18 protein-coding genes are annotated in these 22117 nt (G+C 59.5%); 4 read left to right on the top strand and 14 right to left on the bottom strand.

Annotated features, from left to right (window positions below):
* Nucleotides 1-416 precede the first annotated feature (416 nt).
* Together ACQR3R_RS09700 and ACQR3R_RS09695 are read left to right on the top strand one after the other, a co-directional pair.
* Entirely contained in the window at nt 417-1376 is a 960-nt protein-coding gene (locus ACQR3R_RS09700; protein WP_428271850.1) for a diguanylate cyclase, read from the top strand.
* Between the two features lie 66 nt (nt 1377-1442).
* On the top strand, nt 1443-2309 hold the full coding sequence (locus ACQR3R_RS09695; protein WP_428271849.1) for an SIS domain-containing protein: 867 nt from the start codon (nt 1443-1445) through the stop codon (nt 2307-2309).
* A gap of 448 nt (nt 2310-2757) precedes the next feature.
* Here ACQR3R_RS09695 and ACQR3R_RS09690 read toward each other — a convergent pair whose 3' ends face one another.
* The 9 genes from ACQR3R_RS09690 to ACQR3R_RS09650 form a co-directional block, all read right to left on the bottom strand.
* On the bottom strand, nt 2758-3975 hold the full coding sequence (locus ACQR3R_RS09690; RefSeq protein ID WP_428271848.1) for a P1 family peptidase: 1218 nt from the start codon (nt 3973-3975) through the stop codon (nt 2758-2760).
* A gap of 22 nt (nt 3976-3997) precedes the next feature.
* Nucleotides 3998-5326 (bottom strand): aspartate aminotransferase family protein, encoded by a 1329-nt coding sequence (locus tag ACQR3R_RS09685; RefSeq protein WP_428271847.1) that lies wholly within the window; start codon nt 5324-5326, stop codon nt 3998-4000.
* Between the two features lie 66 nt (nt 5327-5392).
* The gene (locus ACQR3R_RS09680; RefSeq protein WP_428271846.1) at nt 5393-6214 is read right to left on the bottom strand and encodes an ATP-binding cassette domain-containing protein; all 822 of its coding nucleotides are present in this window, start codon (nt 6212-6214) and stop codon (nt 5393-5395) included.
* A 35-nt stretch (nt 6215-6249) separates the two neighbouring features.
* Nucleotides 6250-6969 carry an ABC transporter permease subunit gene (locus ACQR3R_RS09675; protein WP_428271845.1) on the bottom strand — a complete coding sequence of 240 codons (720 nt, stop codon included), beginning with the start codon at nt 6967-6969 and terminating at the stop codon, nt 6250-6252.
* On the bottom strand, nt 6966-7652 hold the full coding sequence (locus tag ACQR3R_RS09670; protein WP_428271844.1) for an ABC transporter permease subunit: 687 nt from the start codon (nt 7650-7652) through the stop codon (nt 6966-6968). Before ACQR3R_RS09670 ends, ACQR3R_RS09675 begins: the two co-directional genes overlap by 4 nt.
* Nucleotides 7653-7662: 10 nt before the next feature.
* Complete coding sequence (locus ACQR3R_RS09665) at nt 7663-9714, bottom strand: oxidoreductase (protein ID WP_428272605.1); 2052 nt, start codon at nt 9712-9714, stop codon at nt 7663-7665.
* 138 nt (nt 9715-9852) lie between these two features.
* Complete coding sequence (locus ACQR3R_RS09660) at nt 9853-10629, bottom strand: lysine/arginine/ornithine ABC transporter substrate-binding protein (protein ID WP_428271843.1); 777 nt, start codon at nt 10627-10629, stop codon at nt 9853-9855.
* 29 nt (nt 10630-10658) lie between these two features.
* Nucleotides 10659-11993: an acetyl ornithine aminotransferase family protein gene (locus tag ACQR3R_RS09655; RefSeq protein WP_428271841.1), complete on the bottom strand. Its 1335-nt coding sequence runs from the start codon at nt 11991-11993 to the stop codon at nt 10659-10661.
* Nucleotides 11994-12027: 34 nt separating this feature from the next.
* Nucleotides 12028-13599 (bottom strand): aldehyde dehydrogenase family protein, encoded by a 1572-nt coding sequence (locus ACQR3R_RS09650; protein WP_428271840.1) that lies wholly within the window; start codon nt 13597-13599, stop codon nt 12028-12030.
* Nucleotides 13600-13846: 247 nt separating this feature from the next.
* On the opposite strand from ACQR3R_RS09650, the gene ACQR3R_RS09645 reads away from it, so the two are divergent.
* The gene (locus ACQR3R_RS09645) at nt 13847-15073 is read left to right on the top strand and encodes a hypothetical protein (RefSeq protein ID WP_428271839.1); all 1227 of its coding nucleotides are present in this window, start codon (nt 13847-13849) and stop codon (nt 15071-15073) included.
* A gap of 30 nt (nt 15074-15103) precedes the next feature.
* On the top strand, nt 15104-15736 hold the full coding sequence (locus tag ACQR3R_RS09640) for a hypothetical protein (protein ID WP_428271838.1): 633 nt from the start codon (nt 15104-15106) through the stop codon (nt 15734-15736).
* Between the two features lie 60 nt (nt 15737-15796).
* On the opposite strand, the gene ACQR3R_RS09635 is transcribed toward ACQR3R_RS09640, so the two are convergent.
* The 5 genes from ACQR3R_RS09635 to ACQR3R_RS09615 form a co-directional block, all read right to left on the bottom strand.
* Nucleotides 15797-17053 carry an MFS transporter gene (locus tag ACQR3R_RS09635; RefSeq protein WP_428271837.1) on the bottom strand — a complete coding sequence of 419 codons (1257 nt, stop codon included), beginning with the start codon at nt 17051-17053 and terminating at the stop codon, nt 15797-15799.
* Between the two features lie 59 nt (nt 17054-17112).
* Nucleotides 17113-18474, bottom strand: a complete 1362-nt coding sequence (locus tag ACQR3R_RS09630; protein WP_428271836.1) for an outer membrane beta-barrel protein — start codon at nt 18472-18474, stop codon at nt 17113-17115.
* Nucleotides 18475-18542: 68 nt separating this feature from the next.
* Nucleotides 18543-20162: a bifunctional 3-(3-hydroxy-phenyl)propionate/3-hydroxycinnamic acid hydroxylase gene (locus tag ACQR3R_RS09625; RefSeq protein WP_428271835.1), complete on the bottom strand. Its 1620-nt coding sequence runs from the start codon at nt 20160-20162 to the stop codon at nt 18543-18545.
* Between the two features lie 111 nt (nt 20163-20273).
* Entirely contained in the window at nt 20274-21194 is a 921-nt protein-coding gene (locus tag ACQR3R_RS09620) for a VOC family protein (RefSeq protein ID WP_428271834.1), read from the bottom strand.
* Between the two features lie 81 nt (nt 21195-21275).
* On the bottom strand, nt 21276-22109 hold the full coding sequence (locus tag ACQR3R_RS09615; protein ID WP_428271833.1) for a fumarylacetoacetate hydrolase family protein: 834 nt from the start codon (nt 22107-22109) through the stop codon (nt 21276-21278).
* Nucleotides 22110-22117: the final 8 nt, after the last annotated feature.

Raw genomic sequence — 22117 nt, 5'->3', positions numbered from 1 at the left:
TACACCGGCGCTGCATCAAGGCTAGACGCTCTGGGTCAGATAGCTAATAGGCTGGGCATTGGGCGTTGATAGGCAAAGACTTTCAGCGCGACGAGGCGCCGTATTCAGGCCCGGTATAAGCTTCACCCAGTGCTGTTATTTTTTGTCAACAGTCTTTTCGGACGCTGAAGCGTCTTAAATGTTTGTTTGCGTTGCTGGCGAGGTGCCACAATGAATCTTTGTCGCAGCATCATGATCGGGCGGATCAAATGGATGGCCTTGGACTTCGGTACGACCAAGAAAATTTCATAGCAGCACAGGTACGCACTGACCGATTACATCAGCTATTCCATCAATCCGTTTCAGCGGTTTTCGGCAGTTTTCTAGCCGCGCTCATGCTCTGCGCATTGTGTTGGGGACAGTTTGATCAAAGCGTCATGGAACGGTGGCTAGCGCTGCTGACCGGGTCGACGTTGTTGCGCATCGTGTTATTTGTCGTTTATTTCCGCAGTCCGGAAATCGAGCGCACACCGCAGCGCTGGGAGCGCCGTTACTGGTACACACTGGTGTTGTCCGCCGGTATCTGGGGGTTTGGTGCGCTGGCGGTAATGCCGGCAAATGACCTTTTGTCCCAGACATTGGTGATGCTGTTCACGGTCGGAATGTCGGTCAGTGCGGTGTCCTGCTATTCGGCTTACCGTTACATGACGTTAGCGTCTATCGCCCTGGTTTTATTACCTTGCACCCTGTGGTTGTTGGTTCAACCTTCAGCGATGCAGGTGGGCATCGCGCTGGCGGTGCTGGTCTTTGCCTCATTCGTGGCCAGTGCTACCCGCAAACTCTCCGATGCACTGGAAACCGCGTTCCGTTTAACCCGTGAAATGGAGCGGGCGCACCTGATTGCCACGCACGCCGCGCAAACCGATGAGCTGACGGGCCTGAAGAATCGCCGGGCATTTTTCGAGCGCGCCCAACAGCTGCACAGCTACTGCAAGAGCCAGCGCTTGCCGTTGTGTGTGGTGATGCTGGACATGGACCATTTCAAGCACATCAATGACACTTACGGTCACCAGGTGGGCGACCAGGTGCTGCGCCAGATGGGTTTGGTCATCAGCACCTGCTTTCGCGAAAACGATGTCCATGGCCGATTGGGCGGGGAAGAGTTCGCGGTGCTGCTACCGGACACGTCGATAGAAGTTGCCCTGGACATTGCCGAGCACCTGACCCGTTCAATTGCCGGGTTGATGACTGTTCCGGTGTACCGCATCACCGCCAGCATCGGTATCGCTTCAATGGACACCGGCGAGCACGACCTTCACAGCCTGATGGACAGCGCAGACAAGGCACTTTACCGGGCCAAGGCGCGAGGCCGTAATCAAGTGGCCATTTCCGAGTGAGGTCGCGCGACGTCTGTGGACCCGGTACATGTTAGGATTTGCGCCACATCGGGGTGAAGGATTTCCATGGACAAGCATCAACTAGACAAGCTCATTGAAGAAACTTTTCATTCGCTTACGCCAACACTTCAGCGGGCGGCCCGTTTCATTCTTGATCACCCCAATGAAATTGCGCTGCAATCAATGCGTACCGTGGCGGGCATGGCGAAGCTGCAACCGGCGTCGATGCTGCGCCTGGCCCGACAGTTGGGTTTCGGTGGTTACGAAGAGCTGCGCGATTGTTTTCGGCAGTGGCTGACGGAGCGCGATTCGATCTTTACCCAGCGTGCCGATGCATTGCGCAAACGATCGCACGGTGACCAGAACACAGGCCTGATCAGTGAGATGTTGAGCGCCGAGCAAAGCAACCTGGAAGATACGTTCAGCCCTGAGCGCTACGAACAGATCCTGGCCGCTCACGCTCTGCTGACCAGCGCCAAACATATTTATGTGGTGGGGCTGCGCAGTCTTTTTCCGGCGGCTTATTACTTCAGCTATGTCTGCGGCATGTTTCTCAACAACACCACGCTGCTGAGCGGTATTGGCGGTGCATTCGCCGATGAACTGCGGCGTATCGGCCCGGATGACGCGCTGGTGGTGTTCAGTTATCACCCGTACGCGCAAGACGCGTTGCGCGCGGTCCAGTTTTCCCGTGAGCGCGGGGCCAAAGTGGTCGCGATTACCGATAGCCCCGTGTCACCCGTCGCAGCGCCGTCAGATGTGTTGATCGTGGTGCGCAACGCCACGCCATCGCTGTTTCCTTCGGTGGTTCCCGCACTCGCGGTGTCGCAAACGCTCGCAGCCTTGTTGGTGGCCAACGGCAGCGAGGACAGCCTGCAGGAAATCGCCAACAGCGAAGCGCAGCTCAAGCGGTTTAGCGTTTACGTGGAATAACCGCTGCGCCTTCGGAATCGCCATCACCGGCAAGCCGGTTTCCTACGGATTTGCGTTACGGCATCAATCCGGGTATCACCACCGATCCGTAGGAGCCTGGCTTGCCAGCGATGGCGTTTTCGGAATCGCCATCACCGGCAAGCCGGTTTCGTACGGATTTGCGTTACGACATCAATCCGGGCATCACCACCGATCCGTAGGAGCCTGGCTTGCCAGCGATGGCGTTTTCGGAATCGCCATCACCGGCAAGCCGGTTTCCTACGGGTTTGCGTTAACGGCATCAATCCGGGAATCACCACCGACCTGTCGGAGCCTGTCTTGCCAGCGATGGCGTTTTCGGAATCGCCATCACCGGCAAGCCGGTTTCCTACGGGATTTGCGTTACGGCATCAATCCGGGAATCACCACCGACCTGTAGGAGCCTGGCTTGCCAGCGATGCTTTTGCGTTTATTGCTGCAGCCGGTTGTATTTTTTCAGCAGGGTGGTGAGTTCGCCGTGGGGCAGGGCGTATGAGGTGTAACCGTCGATCCCGGTCATGTCGCGCGCCGCGACCAGCGCGTTGGTGATCGCTTCTTCAGTGGCCTGCACCGTGGCGTTGAAAACAGGGTCGATCTTGTCGTTCGGGAACTGGGTCACGGTCACCGGGTTTTCTTCTTCGACGTCGTTGATTGCGTCACCTGTCGAGAACGAAACGATGATATCGCCCGAGCCATTACCCGCGAACGAACCCATGCGTGCCAGGCCCATCGAGGCGCGTTTGGCGATACGGTTCAATTGCGTCGCCAGCAGCGGCGCATCGGTACCCACCACGATAATGATCGAGCCTTGATCCTTGCTCGGGGCACCGCCATCGCCGCTCTTCTGGCAATGCGGGGTTTTGTCGGTCGCCGCTACGCCTGGCTGGAAACAGCCCAGCCATTTTTGCGCCAATTCCTGTCCCACCGGAGCACCTGCCACGCGCAAGGTGTCACGTTGTCCGGTGTTGCATTGCACCAGCACGCCAACGGTGTAAGTCTTGCCGTCGACCTCAACCACACGTGAGGAGGTGCCGATGCCGCCCTTAAAGCCGAAGCACACCATGCCATTGCCGCCGCCGACGTTGCCTTCCTGCACCGCGCCGCCCTTCGCCTCATTGATAGCCTTTATTGCATGCTCCTGTTTCACATGCAGGCCTTCGATGTCATTCAGGCGTCCGTCCCATGTTTCTGCAACGACAGGCCAGATCGCGTTGCCGAAGGTTTTTGCCGACCATTCGGTGATGCCGGCGTAAACCGGACCAATCGCATTGGTGTTGGAAATGCCAATCGGCCCGTACACCAGGCCGAAATCCTGCAAGTAGGATTGCCCGGTCATCTCGCCATTGCCGTTGAGGTTAAAGAAGCCACCGTTGACGGCTTTCACCGCGGCTTTGCCGCGCGGTATGACCATGGTCACGCCGGTGTGAACCGGCCCCTTGCCTGGCACCAGTTTGCCTTCGCCACTGTTGAGCGTGACCTGGCCGACTTCGACGCCGGGCACATCAGTGATGGCGTTGAGTTTTCCAGGCGTGCCTTCAAAGGGAATGCCCAGGTCGCGTGCGCGTTGGGGGTCAGCAGCCAGCGTGGCCTGACTGAGCAGGACGGCAGCGCAGGCCAGGAGCACAGGGTTCAGATAACGATGATTCATTGCTTATGCCTCTTTTTTGTTGTCATTGAATGGCCAGCGTTTCATCCAGCGCCACGGCGAGCGTGTCGACCGCAAAGGCCAGTTGCTGGGGCGTGCTGATATACGGGGGAGCCAGCAGGACGTGATCACCGAGGACACCGTCGAGGGTGCCGCCGCCGGGATAACACAGCAGGCCATGGGCCTGTGCCGCCTGTTTGATTTTCGCGTGCAGGCGCAGGTCCGCCGCAAACGGCGTGTTGCTGTCGCGGTCCTGCACCAGTTCGATCGCCCAAAACAAACCCCGGCCGCGAATGTCAGCGACGTGCGCGTGTTCACCGAAGCGTTCCTGCAGCAGGCTACCCAACAGTTCGCCGCTGCTACGCACCTTGGCGCAGAGGTTTTGTTCGATAATTTCCTGTTGCACCGCCAACGCAGCAGCACACGCGATAGGGTGGCCGACGTAGGTGTGACCGTGTTGGAAGCTGCCACTGCCGCCGCTGATGGTTTGCACCACGCGGTCGCTGGCCATGACCGCACCGATGGGTTGAAAACCGCCGCCCAGGCCTTTGGCAAGCACCAACAGGTCGGGTTGCACGTTTTCCTGTTCGAAGGCGTGATAGCTGCCGGTGCGACCGATGCCGCACATCACCTCATCCAGAATCAGCAACACACCGTAGCGGTTGCACACTTCGCGCATCCGGGCCAGGTAACCCGGCACCGGTGTGACTGCGCCGGACGTCGCGCCGACCACGGTCTCAGCGACGAACGCCGCCACATTTTCCGGGCCCGCTTGCAAAATTGCCTGCTCCAGTTCCTGGGCAAGCCGCTCGACATAATCCGTGTCGCTTTCATTACTGTGTTGGTAGCGGAAGGCGAAACAGGGCGACACCTGAGTGGTCTTCATCAGCAACGGTTCATACAGTTTGCGCCTTGGCAGGTTGCCGCCAATGGCCAGCGCGCCGAGGGTGTTGCCGTGGTAGCTCTGCCGTCTCGAAATGAAGTGATGACGGTGTACCTGGCCATTTTCCACGTGGTACTGGCGGGCCATTTTCAGCGCGGTTTCCATGGCCTCCGAGCCACCGGAAAGAAAGTACACATTACCCAGCGTCGACGGACTGTGCTCAGCCAGCAAATTGGCGAGCCGCTCGGCGGGTTCGCTGCTGAAGAAACTGGTATGGGCATAGTCGAGCGTTTCCATCTGTTGCTTCATGGCGGCAATGACCGTGGGATGGGCATGGCCAAGGCACGACACGGCCGCGCCGCCAGAGCCATCGAAATAGCGCCGGCCGTTGGCATCGATCAGGTAACAGCCTTCGCCGCGCACGGCGATGGGCAGGGGCAGGGCAGGGTTGCGGTGAAAAATATGAGTCATGCGGACACTTCCTTGGCGTCACCCGGCGAACAGATGAAACGCGAGCAGTCTCGGTTGTTAAAAAAATTATGTTGATGAAACAAATGGTTTATTTCCGGACACAGGAAAGGGCTCTGGGCTGCGCAGCGACGTGCCGAGAAAGGCTCTGAGCCGTGCACTTTCAGGGGACCGGAACAGTTTCGCTGGCGCGCCTTGTTCTTCAATCAGCCCTTGGTGCAAGAAGATCAACTGACTGGAGACTTCACGCGCGAAGCTCATTTCGTGGGTAACCATGATCATCGTGCGCCCCTCGCTGGCCAGGTTCTGGATCACCGTCAACACCTCGCCAACCAGCTCTGGGTCGAGTGCCGACGTCGGCTCGTCGAGCAATATCATTTCCGGTTCTACGGCCAATGCCCGGGCAATCGCCACGCGTTGCTGCTGGCCTCCGGACAGCTGTGATGGATAGCTTGCGGCGAATCGGGCCGGGTCGATTTGCACCTTGTTCAAGTAGTACAAGGCTTTTTCCGTGGCGTGCGCGCGGCTTAATTTCTGCACACGCATGGGCGCGGCGATAACGTTTTCCAGCACGCTGAGGTGCGCCCATAAGTTGAAGCTCTGAAACACCATCGACAATTGCGTGCGCAGGCGTTGCAACTGCCGCGCATCACGCGCCTGCAAACTGCCGTCACGCGCACGTTTCATGGCGATGGGCGCGCCATCCCAAATAATCTCGCCGCGCTGAGGTTGCTCCAGCAGGTTCAGGCAACGCAGGAACGTACTTTTACCTGAGCCGCTGGAACCTATCAGCGTAATCACGTCGCCTGCATTGGCGGTGAGTGAAACCCCTTTCAGCACCTCATGTTGGCCGTAACTTTTGTGGAGGTCGTTGACCTGCAGTTTGGACATGTCGTGCACCTTTGCAGCCATGGTTGGCCGTCTTGTCATGGATGGGTTGAGCGTGGCCGCAAGTACGCCAGCCATTTACCTTCGGCCAGGCGAAACAGCAGGAACACCAGTGCGGTAAACGCGGCATAAAGCACCAGCGCTGCGATGTAAGCTTCATAGGGCGAGGCGTAGCGCATGCTGATCGAGCGGCCGACACCCGCCAGATCCAGCAACGTGATGCTCGACGCCAACGCAGTGGCATGCAGGGTCAGCACCACTTCATTGCTGTAGGCGGGAATCGCACGCCGCAGTGCACCTGGCAGGATGATGTGGCGCATTTGCGTCCACCGGCCCATGCCCATCGCCCGCGCGGCTTCTATTTCGCCGTGGAAAGTCTTTTTGATGCAGCCGGCGAGGATTTCGATGGTGTACGCCGCCGTGTTCAAACCAATCGCCAGCCACGCGCAAATGTAGGCCTCGCGCAGATAGGTCCAGGCCCAGCTTGTGCGTATCCAGCCGATTTCGGCGAGTCCGAAGTAGATGATGTAGATCTGCACCAGCAGCGGAGTGCCCCGGAACAAGTAGGTGAACAGCCAGACCGGAATGCGCAGCACCGGGTTGCTGGACACCCGCAGCAGCGACAACGGAATCGCCATCAACAGGCCTAGCCCAAGCGAGGTCACAAACAGCTCAACCGTCAGCAGCAACCCGGTGGTGCGGGTGCCGTCGCCCCAGAGAAACAACGCCAGGTTATCGAAGACCACGTTCCAGTTCATAAGGTGATCTCCTTGCTGCCGGCGGCATAGTGCGCGGCGAGAAACCTGAGGGCGACCACCGAGACAGTGCTCAGCAGCAGATAGATGAGTGCGGCGACGATCAACATTTCCAGGCCATGCCCCGTGGCTTTGCCTGCCGAACGCGAGAGAAAAATCAGTTCGTTGAGGCTGACCATCGAGGTGATCGCGGTGGCCTTGAGCATCACCAGCCAGTTGTTGCTGATGCCGGGCAGGGCGAAGCGCATCATTTGCGGCACGACAATGTGCATTTGCACCTGAAGCCTGTTGAAGCCGAAGGCCTGTGCCGATTCCGCCTGGCCTTTATCGACTGCCAGGAAAGCACCGCGAAACGTTTCCGCGAGGTAGGCGGAATAGATCACCCCGAGAATGATCACGCTGGCCACGAAGGCATTGATGTCGATGGCTTGGAATCCCATGCGCTGGCCGAGCAGGTTCAGCGCCGTTTGCCCGCCGTAGTACAAAAACAGCAACCAGACAAAATCTGGCGCACTGCGCATCAGCGAGGTGAAACCGGTGGCCAGCGTGGCCAGCCAGCGATGCCTGGACAACTTGCCGTTCGCCACCAGCAAACCGAACGCCAATGCCACGGCAAAGGAACACACGCCGACTTTGATGGTGACCAGCGCACCTGCGAGGATGCTGTCTGCATATCCATAAAGCATGTTGGTATTCTCACTGTTCAAAGAGAGTGGCGGCCGCGCTCGCGCGATGGATCAATGGCAGCTCGCGGGCGTACTCGTGGGGTGGCAGGTCGCTGTCCAGATAGCGTGCGAATTTGTGCCCTTGATACACCGCTGCAGCGATGGTGCCCGGGGCTTGACTGTCGCCGATCAGGCTGACGCTGCCGATGCCTGCTGCGCTCAGCGAGGCGCTTTGCCCAAGCAAGGTCTGGTGCAGTTCATCATTGGGCAAACGGGCAGTGACATTGATGAGCGACTTGCATTCCAGCACCTGCGTATGCCCGGTGATTTCACACCGCACTCGCACGCTGCCCTCCTCGAAACGGACGATGTTGTGATGACGCACCAAATCGACCTTCAACGTCATCAGACGCTTGAGGATGCTGGTCGATTCCAGCGTGTTGCTGGCCCAACTGGCGACCTGCAACGCGGGTGTGACCAAGGTCACTTTCAGGCCCAGCTCGACGCAGCGCTCGGCCAGCACATTGCCCATGTAGTAATGGTCGTCATCGAAGATCACCACCGGCCCCTCGGGAACCCGTCCGGCCATGAGGTCGTCAGGGGTGAATACGTTCGGTGAGTCAAACCCCGGAACCGCCCAGCCGTTAGCGCGACCCACACCATCGCGGCGCCAGTGTGAGCCGGTGGCGATGGCGACATGACCGGCACCGAACTCAAGAATGTCGGCAGCGGATAGCGGACTCTCGCGGTAGATGCTGACATTGGTCATGGGCAACAACTGGCCGATACGCCATTCGCGTACTCGACCCCATTCACGCAGCCCCGGCAGGCTGGATTCACGGAGCACACGGCCGCCAAGTTCGCTGCTGGCTTCGGCAAGGTGCACCTCGTAACCGCGCTTTGCGGCGGCTAATGCGGCCTCAAGGCCTGCTGGGCCGGCGCCTACCACCAGCACCGTTTTGTCCGAGCCCTTGGTCGGAATTTTTTCCGGATGCCAGCCACGGCGCCACTCTTCGCCCATGGTCGGGTTTTGGGTGCACCGCAGGTTGGAGCTGGAATAGTCGCTGGACACGCAGATGTTGCAACCGATGCATTCACGAATGTCATCGGTTCGGCCTTCGTCGATTTTGTTCGGCAGGAAGGGATCCGCGATAGAGGGCCGGGCGGCGCCGATAAAGTCCATGACCCCACGACGAATCTGGCTGACCATGGTGTCGGGCGAAGTGAAGCGCCCGACACCCACCACCGGTTTGCTGGTCAGGGATTTCACAAAGGCTGTGTGTTCTTCCTGGTAGCCTTCTTTTTTGAAACGCGAGGTGACGCTGTCATTGCTCCAACTGCTGACGTTGACGTCCCACAGGTCTGGCAGTTCGGCGAGCATGGCAATGATGTCGCGGCCTTCCTCGGCACTGACAATGCCGTCAGGCCCAAGCAGTTCTTCGACGCCCAGGCGCACGGCGACGGCGCAGCGATCACCCACGGCTTCCTTGGTGTCCTCGATCAACTCGCGCAGCAACCGCACACGGTTCTCAAGGCTGCCGCCGTATTCGTCGCAGCGATCATTTTTGCGCCGCTGCAGAAAATGCATGGGCAACCCCAAATCGTGTGAGGCGTACACATAAACAATGTCGAAGCCTGCGCGTTTAGCGCGCAATGCGGCTTGCCGGTGCCAGTGGCGAAGTTCACGGATATCGCTTTTGCTCATGGCGCGAGCCTGCACCGGAGCGTTGTAAGTGATGGGTCGGTGGGAAGGACCGATCGGGATTTCGCGGCTGTCGTAATTGGCGCACGACGGGCCGTGGTGCATGATTTCAATACCGGCCAACGCGCCGTAACCGTGGACGGCTTCGGCCATCAACGCCAACGCCGGTATATCGAGGTCGCTCCACAAGCGACCTTCGTGGAAGGGCGAGCAGTCGCTGCTGGGATGAATTTCGACTTCTTCGGTGCAGATAACACCCCAGCCGCCCTCTGCCTTGACCCGGCGCAGCTCTGCCAGGCCTCGCGGTTGGGTCCAACCCATGCCGTTGCAGTGTGGCACCTGGAAAAACCGGTTCTTGGCCGTGACGGGGCCTATTTTCATCGGCTCGAAAAGGATATCGAAGCGTGGATCGCGAGACACGGCAAAACCCTCCGGCTGATCAGGCAGCCGCGTTCTTGTTGTTATTTAAATGTGTTCCCGGCTTGCCCGGCGCTGCCGAAAGGGCAGCGCCGGGTGCAATCAGAGGATGGGCACGTCGAAGTACTTTTTGCGCAGGATTTCGTAGGTGCCGTTGGCGATTATTTCGCCAAGTGCCTTGTCCATCGCCAATCGCAGATCGTTGTCCTCCTTGCGCAGGCCAATGCCCTGGCCGTCGCCGAAGTATTTCGGATCGTTGAGTTGCTGGCCGGCCAATGCAAAGCCTTTGCCGTCAGGCTTTTTCAGGAAGCCTTCAACCCCCGGTATGGTGTCTTGCAGCGTGGCATCCAGGCGCCCGTTTTTCAGGTCCATGTAGGCCTCTTCCAATGACGGGTAGCTGACGATTTCGGCTCCACTTTTAGCCAGTACTTCATTGGCGAATTTTTCGTGGGTGGTTTCGCGCTGCACGCCGATGCGTATGCCCTTGAGTGTCGCGGGCTGGGCGGCGTCATAGCGGGCGCCGGCCTTGGCGATCAGCTGCACCCAGGAGCTGTAGTACTTTTCGGTGAAGCCGATTTTTTGTTTGCGCTCCGGCGTAATCGTCATCGAAGCCACAATCGCGTCGAACTTGTTCGCCAGGAGCGCGGGGATCATTCCATCCCAATCCTGAATAGCCCACGTGCACTTGGCCTGCATCTGCTCACATAGCGCGTTGGCGATGTCGATATCAAACCCTCGCGGTTTACCGTCAGGGCCAATTTCATTGAACGGACTGTAGGCACCCTCGGTTGCCAAGCGAATGTCTTTCCAGTCCTTGGCATTGGCGGTCAACGCCGCCAGGCTCAATACAACAGCCAGTACACCGTGCAATTTCTTCATGTCTGCTTTCCTCGGGGATGGATGGGGGGTCAGGCGTCCAGCGTTTCTGCCAACGCGGCGTCCAGTAGCTCGATAGCCTCGTCACACAGTTTTTGGTCGATCATCAGCGGCGGCATCAGGCGCACGGTGCTGACACCGCAGGTCAGCAGCAACAAGCCTTTGCGGTAAGCGGTGTGCAGCAAACGGTCGGCAAATGCCTTGGCGGGTTTACGACTGATGCGGTCGGTGATCAGCTCGATGCCGATCATCAGGCCTTTGCCGCGGACCTGACCGATCAGGTCCGGGTAGCGGCGTTGCAGTTCAAGCAGACGCTCCGTCAGGTACTCGCCCATTGTCGCGGCGTTTTCCATGTAGCCGTTTTCAACCAGGTCAAGCGTTGCCGAGGCCGCTGCGCAGCACAGCGGATTGCCGCCGTAGGTGTTGCCGTGGGCGCCGCGTTTCCACTGTTGCATGATGGTTTTTTTGGCCGTGACCAAGCCGATGGGCAGGCCGGAACCGAGTCCTTTGGCCAGGGTCACGATGTCTGGTTTCAGGCCCCAGTGTTCGCAGGCGAACATCTTGCCGGTGCGTCCGGCGCCCGATTGCACTTCATCGGCAATCAACAGGATGCCGTGGCGATCACACAAGGCGCGCAGGCCTTCGAGGAACCCGTCCGGCGGCACCAGGTAGCCACCTTCACCTTGAATCGGCTCCAGCAAAATGGCCGCCACTTCATGTGCGGGAACATTGCTTTGAAACAGCACGTTTTCCAGATAATCGAGTACGGCCGCACCCTGATCCTCGCCCGCCAGCAGTGGCCGGTAATTATTCGGGTAGGGGATATGCGTCACGCCCGGCATGCTCGGAAAGAAGCCTGCCTGTTGCGTGTATTTGCTCGCGGTGAACGCCAGCGAACCCATGGTGCGGCCGTGAAAGCCGCCGATAAAACCGATAAACCGCGAGCGACCGGTCACGTACCGGGCGAGTTTGATTGCGCCTTCAACGGCTTCAGTGCCGGAGTTACAGAAAAAGGTCATGGCCGGCTCGCCGAACGGCGACAGCCGATTCATGGTTTCCGCCAGGCGTACCTGTTCTTCATGCCAATAGTCGGAGGAAATATGCAGGAACTTGTCGGCTGCGTTTTTTACCGCTTCAACCACCTGCGGATGGCTGTGGCCGGTGGAGCAGACCGCGATGCCGCTCGCAAAATCGATGAAGCGATTGCCGTCGACATCCCAGACCTCGGCGCCGCGACCGTGACTCATCACAAAGGGGTAGTCGCGTGGGTAGGACGGTGAAACCACGGCACTGTCACGCTCGATCATGGCGCGGGAATTGGGGCCGGGCAGGGCGGTGAGCAGATGCTTGTTGTGGGTGTTATGCACGTGCATTTTCCTCGTTGAAACGGTTAAAAGGTCATTACTCGACACGGGTCTGGGATTGCTCGCGCAGGTATTGGGGCAAGTAGTAGAACGAAGCGATTGCTTTGCCGGTATTGCCTGAGCCCTTCCAGCCACCAAACGGCTGATAGCCAGGCCAGGCGCCGGTGGTTGCACCTTGCGGACGATTGGCATAGGTGACGCCCGCTTCGACGTTGTCGAAGAACCATCGGGTTTCCTGGTCGTTGCCGTAGAAGCCTGCCGTCAGTCCAAACGGGCTTTCATTGGTCAGTTGCATGGCCTGGTCAAGGTTCTTCACCCGAGCCAGCATGACGATGGGCAGGAACATTTCGACCGCCCATAGCGGATGCTCAAGGGGGGCCTCGGCCAACGTTGGTGTGCAGTAGAAGCCTGCGCTGTAGGCCTCGCTTTTCAACTGTTCGCCACCGGTAATCAACCGTGCGCCGTGTTCCTGCAGTTGTTTGCTGAAGAGGGCGAAATCGTCGTAGGCCTTGCGCGTTGATACCGGGCCCATCCAGTGAGCGGGAACAGCGGGGTCACCGATCTGGATCGCGTGAATTTTATCGCTCAGCAGGGCAATCAATTGATCCGCAACCTGCTCCTCGACATAAATCCGCGATAACGCCGAGCATTTTTGCCCTTGCATGCCGAATGCTGAACGAATGATGCCCATCGCGGTACGCTCCAGGTCTGCGTGACGACTGACCATAACTGCATTCTTGCCGCCCATTTCAGCGATACATGGCCGAGGATAGGGCTTATCCAGCTGAGCGCGGACGATGCGCATGCCGACATCAAACGAACCAGTGAACGTGATGCCGGCCGTCAGCGGATGTTCGACCAATGCCTGGCCGACCACGCTACCGCTGCCATTGAGGTAGTTGAAAACACCGTCCGGAACACCCGCATCGCGAATACATTCCGCCAGCAACAGACCGGACCAAGGCGTTTCACTGGCGCCTTTGAGCACCACGGTATTGCCGGTCACCAAGGCTGCGCTGGCAGGGCCGCCGGCCAGCGCAAACGGGAAGTTGTACGGTGCGATCACTGCCCACACGCCATACGGTTTGAGCACGCTGCGATTGGTGCTGGTGAAATCCTCCAGCGGATCGTTGGGAAGGCTGTGGTCGTAACCCTGGTTCTGTTCCATCAGGTCGCAGTAATGATCGAAAAATACTGCAGTTTCCTGAACCTCACCCAAGGCTTCCATGCGGTTTTTACCGGTTTCAAGGCTGACGGCGGCGGCAATTTTGTACACCCTTTCTTCGATCAACCGCGCCACGTTGCGCAGCAGTGCGACACGGTCCTTCCACGGTGTTGCGCGCCAGGCTGGAAAGGCTTTGCGGGCTGCGTTCATGGCGTTATCGACGTCTTCTTCACGCGCCATGTGAAAGCGCCCGAGCAGCCAGAACTGGTCGATGGGGCTGCGTTTTTCAATCTTTTGCGGGCTGAAGACATTCTTGCCATCGATCAACAATCCGTAGTCACGACCCAGGTCGTGTTTGAGCGTGGCAAGTGCCCGCTCGAACTGAAGATGTAACTCCGCTGGCGGGTTGAACATCGTGGAGTACGTCAGTTTGAAATCGCTCATTGTTCTGTCCTCGGTGGCCTCATAGGCGCGGCGACTGGGTGGTAAAGCAATGAGCGAATGATTCACTTGAATCATTAAAGAGTCAAGTGAATCATATGGTTTATTTTCTGGGTGAAACCCGACACCCTGGCCCGCCACTGGATGCAGTTTTATGCAAGGGTGTTTTACTGCTAGCGTCTGATCGATCGGTTTAATCAACGGCACTGACACAGTTCCATTCACCGGGAGTGACCGGCGTGGCTCGACAATGGATTCGCTGATAACCGCAGCAGCGCAGGCGCTGGCGGCGGGTGATTCGCTCGGTGCGCTGCGGCGCGTGGCCTTGCGCGACGATGCGGCGGCACTCGCGTTGCGCGGTATCGCGATGGCGCAGTTGGGTGACTTGGTTCGTGCCAAAGCATTGGTGCGTCGAGCCGCCCGCGCATTTGGGCCCAGGGAGCACCTGGCCCGAGCACGGTGTGTGGTTGCCGAGGCAGAGATTGCGCTGGCTTCGCGGGATCTGGGCTGGCCGGCGACAGCGCTCGATTCGGCGCGATTAACTCTCGTGGCTCACGGGGACTGGATCAATGCGGCTCATGCGCAGTACCTGGCCATACGGCGCCTGCTACTGATCGGACGTCTTGATGACGCCGAACAGCGACTGGCCGAACTGGACCCGGCCCCCCTGCCGCCGGCATTAAGGGCGGCGCATGAGTTGGTGGTCGCGGGCATCGCGTTACGTCGCTTGCAAACGCATAAGGCCCAAGCCGCGCTGCACCGGGCCGGGCATGCGGCCCAGGAGTCGGGTATTGCGGCGTTGAACGCTGAAGTCGAAAACGCCATGGCGCTGCTTAGTCGCCCGGCAGCGCGGCTGATTGTCGGCGGCAAAGTACGTGTGTTGTTGCTGTACGAAGTTGAAGCGCTGCTCGGCTCGACGGTGTTGGTGGTGGACGCGTGTCGTCATGCCGTGCGAGGCGTCGGTATGTCGGTTTCGCTGGCCACGCGCCCGGTACTGTTCGCACTCGTGCGGGCGTTGGCCGAAGCATGGCCGGGCGATGTGTCACGCGAAGAGCTGATGACCAGGACGTTCCGCCTCAAGCTCTGTGACGGGTCACACCGCGCGCGGTTACGCGTCGAAATCGGACGACTGCGCGCGGCACTGAAACCGCTGGCTGACGTGAGCGCTACGGCGCGTGGATTTGTATTGGTGCCACGGGTGTCGAGCGAAGTCGCGTTACTGGCACAACCTGCGGATGAAAAACATGCGCCGTTGCTCGCACTGCTCGCCGATGGCGAATCGTGGTCGAGTTCAGCGCTGGCGTTGGCCCTTGGGGTTAGTCAACGCACGGTTCAGCGCGTGCTTGATACGCTGGCGGCAGCAGGCAAAGTGCAGTCGTTCGGTGATGGGCGCACGCGTCGCTGGGTGACACCGCCAGTGCCGGGTTTCGCGACGACCTTGTTACTCCCGGTGCCGCTGCCGAGTGACCTAGGATGAACGCCTCTAACCCGTGACGAGGAAGCAACCATGAAACACAAGACGGCCGAAATCCTTCGTGAATACGGACCATTTCCCGGTGTTGACGCTGTGCATGGCGTGACGTGGGATGGTCAAGAAGTATGGTTTGCGAGTGGCGAAAAACTGCACGCGCTGGACCCGGAAAGCGGTCACACCTCGCGTTCGATTGAAGTGGTGGCAAACGCCGGGACAGCGTTCGACGGCAAGCACCTGTTTCAGATCGCCGAAGACCGTATCCAGAAAATCGATCCGCACACCGGCCAGGTAATCAACACCATTCCTGCGCCCGGTGGCGGCAATGATTCTGGCCTGACCTGGGCTGAAGGCTCGTTGTGGGTGGGCGGATACCGCAACCGCAAGATCCATCAACTCGACCCCGACAGCGGAGCCATCCTGCGGACCCTGGAATCCAACCGTTTTGTGACCGGTGTGACCTGGGTTGAAGGGCAACTGTGGCATGGCATCTGGGAGGGCGACGAAAGTGAACTGCGGCACATCGATGCCACCACTGGCGAGGTGTTGGAAAGTCTCAGAATGCCGGCCGGAACCGGTGTCTCGGGGCTTGAATCCGATGGCGCACAGCGGTTTTTCTGTGGCGGTGGCGCGAGCGGGAAGGTGAGGGCGGTGCGTCGGCCGAAGTAGCCATGCATTGCCGCTGCCTGGGTAATGGGCGCCGGCGTTTGGCCGGCGCTTCAAGGGTGGTTAAACGCTGTCTGCCACTTCAGTGGTGCGCTCCGGCGTTTTGGCCGGTGCCGTTTCCCGCAGACAAGTGGCTACCAGCAACCCGACCATCACCGCCCCCAGCGCCAGGTACAGGGTATTTTCGATGCCGTGATGCTGTGCGATATAGCCCGCAATAGCCGGCGCAACGCCGCCGCCAAATATCTCGCCGATCCCCACCACCAATCCTGTCGCCGTGGAGGTCAATGCCGCAGGCACCGATTCACTGGTGAGCGGGCCGACCGTCATGCAGATCATGCTGAAGTTGAAGAAAATCGTCAGGAACAGCAGGGCGAACAACTTCACGGGTTCGGCGCCAGTGCCCATCAGCAACCAGAGAAAACCACCGGTGGCGACAAACGACAGGAGCACCACAGGCTTGCGACCGATGCGGTCTGACACCGCTGGCATGATCAGTTGCCCAAGAAAGCCGCCCAGGCCGATCGCCGACATCACAAACCCCATCTGCTGCACCTCAAGGTGCAAATAGTCCATCAGGTAGTTAGGCATCATCACGCTGACGACGAACAGGCACGTGAGCATGCAGAACATGCCGACAATGTTCAGCCAGACGTTGCGATAGCGCAGCGCGTCCAGCCATCCGGCGTGATCTGGCCTGGCACTGGTTTCGGCTTGTTGTACCGCGACCGGTCGTGTTTCGCGCAAATAGCGGTACATCGCCAAAGCGAGCAAGAAACCCGGTAGCGAAACGATCACGAACACCCAGCGCCACGATGGCACGACGAGCAACAGTTGCGTGGCAAGGATCGGCGCGAGGCCGAGCCCCAGAATCGGGAAGAATGCCTGCTGGATGCCGATGTTCATGCCTCGACGCCGTGGGAGCGAAGATTCTGCAGTGGCGGCCAGGGCGGTCGGGGTAAACGCCCCTTCGGAAATGCCCATGATGGCGCGGATCAGCATCAACCCACCGATGCCCGTTGCGAGGCCGGACAGCCCCGCAAGCAGGGAGAACACCAACACGGCCGGAATCAGTACTTTGCGGCGGCCGATCCGGTCGGACAGTCGGCCCATGAAGATCGAAGAAATCCCCCACGCCAGTCCCAGAATTGCAGTCACGTTCCCCAGGTCCTGATAGTTCAGGCCCAGGTCTTTCATCATCACCGGAAACAGCGGCAGGATGATAAAACGGTCAAGGCCTACCAGGCCGAAGCCCAGGGCCAGCAGGGCTACCGCTTTGAACTCGTAGCGAACATCCCACGCTTGCTTATTGTTATTCATGGTTGTTACCCGGATGAAATTGGAGGGTGACGGCCTACGAGCGCCCGGCCGTCGAAGGCTTAGAAATAGATCAGTGCTTCAACCAGCCCGGTCAGTTGCGTGCGGTCGCGGCCGGCACCGAAAGGGTGATCGTCGGCATTGCCATCGAACACGTCGTAGCGCACTTCCGGGCGCAGCGAGATGTACTTGTTGAAGTCGTACCGCAGGCCGGCGGTGACGGCATTGAAGTTGCCGCGGGCGGTGGAGGCGGGCAGCAGGATGAAACCGTCCGGGTCGGCAAAATGTTCCGCGCGTACGGAGTAGGAAAGGTCGGGTCGTTGCTGGTAGGTGAGCACCGCGTTGGCGCCCCACCAGTGAGCGCCGTCGAAGCCTGGACCTTTGATGATGTCGACGGTCGAGGCCTTACCGTCGCCGTCCTGCCGGCCGTAGACCACTTCGGCCCCCATCGACCAGTTCGAGTCGAAGCGATGCCAGCCGTTCAGCGAGTGCTGCTGCTTGAACTGTCCGCTGGTGGACACCAGGCGCGAGGTCGGGGCCTGAACATCGCTGAAACTGTCGTTCTGTTCATCGCCAACGATAAATTCGTAGTCGACCCAGGTTTGCATATCGGCGGTACGCCAGCGCAATGCGCCCATCAGCGATTTCTGGTCGTTGTTATCGCGCAGGTTGTTCCAGCCCTGAACCACACCGAGTTCCGCGCCGAGCAACGAGGATTCACCGTTGTACACGCGGGTGCCGAGCAACACGCCAGCAACGGTGCCGGGCTCGCTGACGAAGGCGTAGGTCTTGCTCGCAAACGGGTTGCGTGCAGCACGAATGTTCGGCGGGATTTCGTAACCGATTGCCGGGCCGAACACGCCGGCCATGGCCGTGACGCCGGGGCCATACGGCAAGTACGCGGTGGCCGCAATGTTGGGAATGGCCAGGAATTTCTGTTTGTCACGCTGGGCTTTGGCCAGGTCGTCGTCGCCCGGCGAGTTGACGTCCCAATGCATATCCCAACCTTGGGTACGGGCGAATTGAGCGTTGCGGCCGTAGTTCATTTCGAAGGTAAAACCGAACGATGCTTCGCTCGGCGCGGGACCCGGCAACGGGGTGATTCGCGGCACCACATCGCCCTTCAGCGCCTTGTCGACAAACAGGTGCAGGCCGCCCCATTCCAGGCCTTCATCGGCAAAACCCACCAGCGGCAAATTGCTCAAGCCATCCTGGCGTTCGTCGTGGGTCGATCGATTGTTGCGCGAGTAGCCGACGTCAAACAGACCGGAGACTGTGATCCCGTAATCCTTTTCCAGTGTGTCGCCGAACAGGCTACGAAACAGCGAGCCTTCGCCTGTTTCAGGAGGCTCGGCGGCGTGGGTGTTGAGCGTTGCGCAGGCGGCCAGAACCGCACCAAGCGTTTTCACTTTGATGTTTTTCATTGTCTGTCTCTTGTTTTTATTGTCAGAGTTTTAATCGATGGGGCGTCCATGCCCCCGGGGCATCAATGTCAGACGTGACAGGTTTTTTCGTGGTTGAGGGGTGGGTGTACGTGGGCGCTCCCCTGCAATTGCTTTTGCAGGGCATTCAGCAGTTCGGGTAATGCAGACACCTCGGCGACGCCGCCATAGCAGTAGTAGTCGGGGCGCACCACCAGCACCTTCAGCCCGGCCTCGGCCATGAAGTTCAGGTACTTGCCAGACACGTCGCGGTAGATGCCCTTGGCGCTGTCAGCCGTTTCGGCGAGCCGCACAATGCTCAGGCCGTAGTCTCGAATGAAGGCCAGCTGTTGTGGGGCGAGCACTGCGAAAGGGTCTTGATCACCCCGCACCAGCAGGTGGAAGCCACGACCGATGACCTCGTCGTAGCGACTGACCTTGCCGTCGATTTCAATCGAGCCATGCACTCCGAGAATGCCGCGTAGCTGACCATCCTCGTGCAACAAACCATCGGTCAGCCCGGGAAAGGGCGGCAGCGGCGCGACGTTACCGCTCAGGTAGGCCGCATCACGTTCGGCAGCTTTGACGGGGTCCGACACGCACACGACTTTGCCCATGGCCATCGACGCCTCGATCACGGCGCGGATCTGCGGTTTGCGTTCCAGTGTGTAGCTGTGCAGCAGCTGTTCATCAGCCAAACCGCGCAGCAGCAGGTCCAGGCGCCAGGACATGTTCCACGCATCGCGAATGCCCGAGCACATGCCCTGGCCCATGAACGGTGGCATCACGTGGGCCGCGTCACCCGCCAGCAGTACCCGGCCGCTGTGCCAGTTTGCGGCGATGCGCGAACGGAACTGATAGACCGCGTGGCGCACCAGGTCTGCAGTGTCCGGCGTCACCCAGCGCGACAGCAGCGACCAGACCTTGTCGGTGTCTTGCAGGTCTTCAATTGTTTCGTGCGGCAGGCGCATGAATTCCCAGCGGCGATAACCGGGTCCGCCGGGGACCATGGTCGTTGGACGTTCGGGGTTGCACCACTGACCGATGTCCGGCACATCCAGCTGCACACCCGGTTTGGGCTGCAGGTCGACCACCAGCCAGTCTTCCTGGAAACCCAGGTCTTGCCATTCAATGCCCAGCGACTGGCGCACAAAACTGTTGGCCCCGTCGGCGCCAATCACGTAGCGAGCGCGAACGTGTTGCTGCTCTTCACCGAGGCTGAACTTGCCGTCTTCGCGAAGGACCCGTGTCAGCACCAGGTCGCAGCCATTGGCATCCTGCTTTAGCGCCGTCGCTTCCCAGCCCTGGTGAACCTGCACATTGCTGATGGTCTTGGCTTTACGGTCCAGTGCCGCCTCCAGCGAAGGCTGGTTGAACAGATAGCCGAACGGCCCGTCACTGATGGACTCAGCGGACCAATCGATCTCGACCAGGACCTTCCAGTCAGCGTTGAACCACTGATAACGAGCCGATGGCTGGGAGATTTTTTCCAGCGCGTCGCCAAGGCCCATGGCGAGGAAAATGCGTCGAATCTCATGGTCGTAAAATACCGCGCGCGGCAACGGATAAAGCACTGGCCAGCGCTCGAATACCGCCACCGAGTAACCCATCTGGCCCAACAAGATAGCCAGGGTCTGGCCCACGGGACCGTAACCGGCAATGGCAACATCGACTGTGTTTTGCTGATTCATGAACTGTGCCTCGTGTACTGCGCAATGATTTCCGGGCGTAGCCGGGCCTGTTGCGCGGGCGGCAAGGCTCGCGCACTTCAGGAATGTGTGACGGTGAAAAAACAGTGCGACTCAGGCGGGTGCCGGGGGCTGCGCTTCAGTGTTGAAAATGAAGTTGTCCGGCACGTCCGGGCCCCACAGGTACAAGGAGTTTTCGGGTGGGTAATCGCCGGCCGGCCAGGCGCTGCCCTCGGAGATGTAATCCATGTCTGCCGAGTATTCGCAGAACGAACCCCAGGGATCCTGCACGTAGTGGAAGTAGTTCGAGCCCAGGCAATGACGTCCGGTGCCCCAACCTTTTGCGTGGCCCGCCGCGGCCATTTGCGAAGCGCCGGCGCCGACTTCATCGATGCTGTCGACTTCCCACGCGGCGTGGTGCCAGCCCTTGGCGCTGCTCTTGGCGAACGCCACCAAATGGTGGTCACAGCCATGGGAGGCATGGCTGAAGGCGATGATGTCCAGCGATTTGTCCGACAGCCTCAAGCCCAGCGCCTGTTCGTAGAAATGCAGGGCGCCGAGTACATCAGGCGTGAACAACAAGACATGGGACAGACGGCGAGGGCGGATGTGTGGCACCGCATCGCGCGTTGTCGCGCCACGGCTGTCGGACGGCGTAGGGAAGGCTGCGCGCAGAGTCTTTTGGTCCGGCATGGTCTTTTCGCCGACCTTCACTTGCAACAGGTTGCCGTCGAGGTCGCGGAACCAGAGCCCGGGATCTGCGCGGTCCTCAAAGCGGCCGCCCGCAGTTTCGATCTGATGACGCAACGCGTCGTAGTCTGAGGCGTAGCAGTTGAAACTCAAATAGGCGAGGGACTTGGAAGCGGCTGGCAAGATCCTGGCCCACACATGGCCATCTGCAGCCCGCAGCAGCAGTTGCTCAGGTTCGCGTTGAACGTCAAGGCCGAAGCTTTCAAAGAACTGGCAGGCTTCGTCCAGAGACGGGACGTTCAGTGCGTAATGATCGATTGAATGCACACCATGGGACACGCTCATGATTGCCTCCATTTAATTATTCTTGTAATGAGGCGCACGGCAGAAGTCGGCCGTGCGCCGGGTTCGACGCGGTGTTGCGGATCAGGCTTCGTCAACCACCGGGTTGACCAGTTTGCCAATGCCCTCGATAGAGACTTCGACCACATCACCTGCTTTCAGGTAGACCTTGGGGTTCATCCCGAAACCAACACCGGCCGGGGTGCCGCTGACAATCACATCGCCCGCTTCCAGGGTGACGGCTTCGCTCAATGTGGAAATGATGGTGGCGACGTCGAACAGCATATCGTCGGTATTGGCCGATTGTACGACCTTGCCGTTCACGCGTGTCTGCAGCAGCAAGCCCTTGCCGCCGGCCGGTAACTCATCGGCCGTGACCAGGGTCGGGCCAAATGCACCGGTGTCATCAAAGTTTTTACCGACCGTCCATTGAGGCGAAATGAACTGGTAATCGCGCACCGAGCCTTCGTTGAACAAGGCATATCCGGCTACATGGTCGAGCGCATCTTCCTTGCGGATATGCCGCCCACCGCTCTTCAAAATTACCGCCATTTCGCCTTCGTAGTCGAGGCTGTCGGAGACGCGCGGGCGCACCAGCGGTTTGTTGTGGGCGGTAAGACTGGAGTTCCAGCGAGGGAACAGGGTTGGGTAGCTCGGCTGAGCATAAGGCGATTCTTTGGTGTGGTCGGCGTAGTTCAGCCCCACGCACACAATTTTGGTGGGACGCTGCATCAGCGGTAAATAAGCGTCCTCGGCGATTTGCACCAGTTCGCCGCTCGCTTCGGCACCGTGAGTGGTCAGGTCGACGCCCCGGGCCAATAGCGACTCAAGAGATTCGGCACCCAGTACACGTACACCTTCGGCAGTGACGACACCCAGTACCGGTTGACCTTGATTGAGGAAGCGAACGTAACGCATGGCAGTTT

The organism is Gordonia sp. IEGM753 (genome assembly GCF_050321825.1).
Taxonomy (GTDB): domain Bacteria; phylum Pseudomonadota; class Gammaproteobacteria; order Pseudomonadales; family Pseudomonadaceae; genus Aquipseudomonas.
Note: the sequence above shows the minus strand (reverse complement) of the source record. Positions and strands in the feature narration are given on the sequence as shown.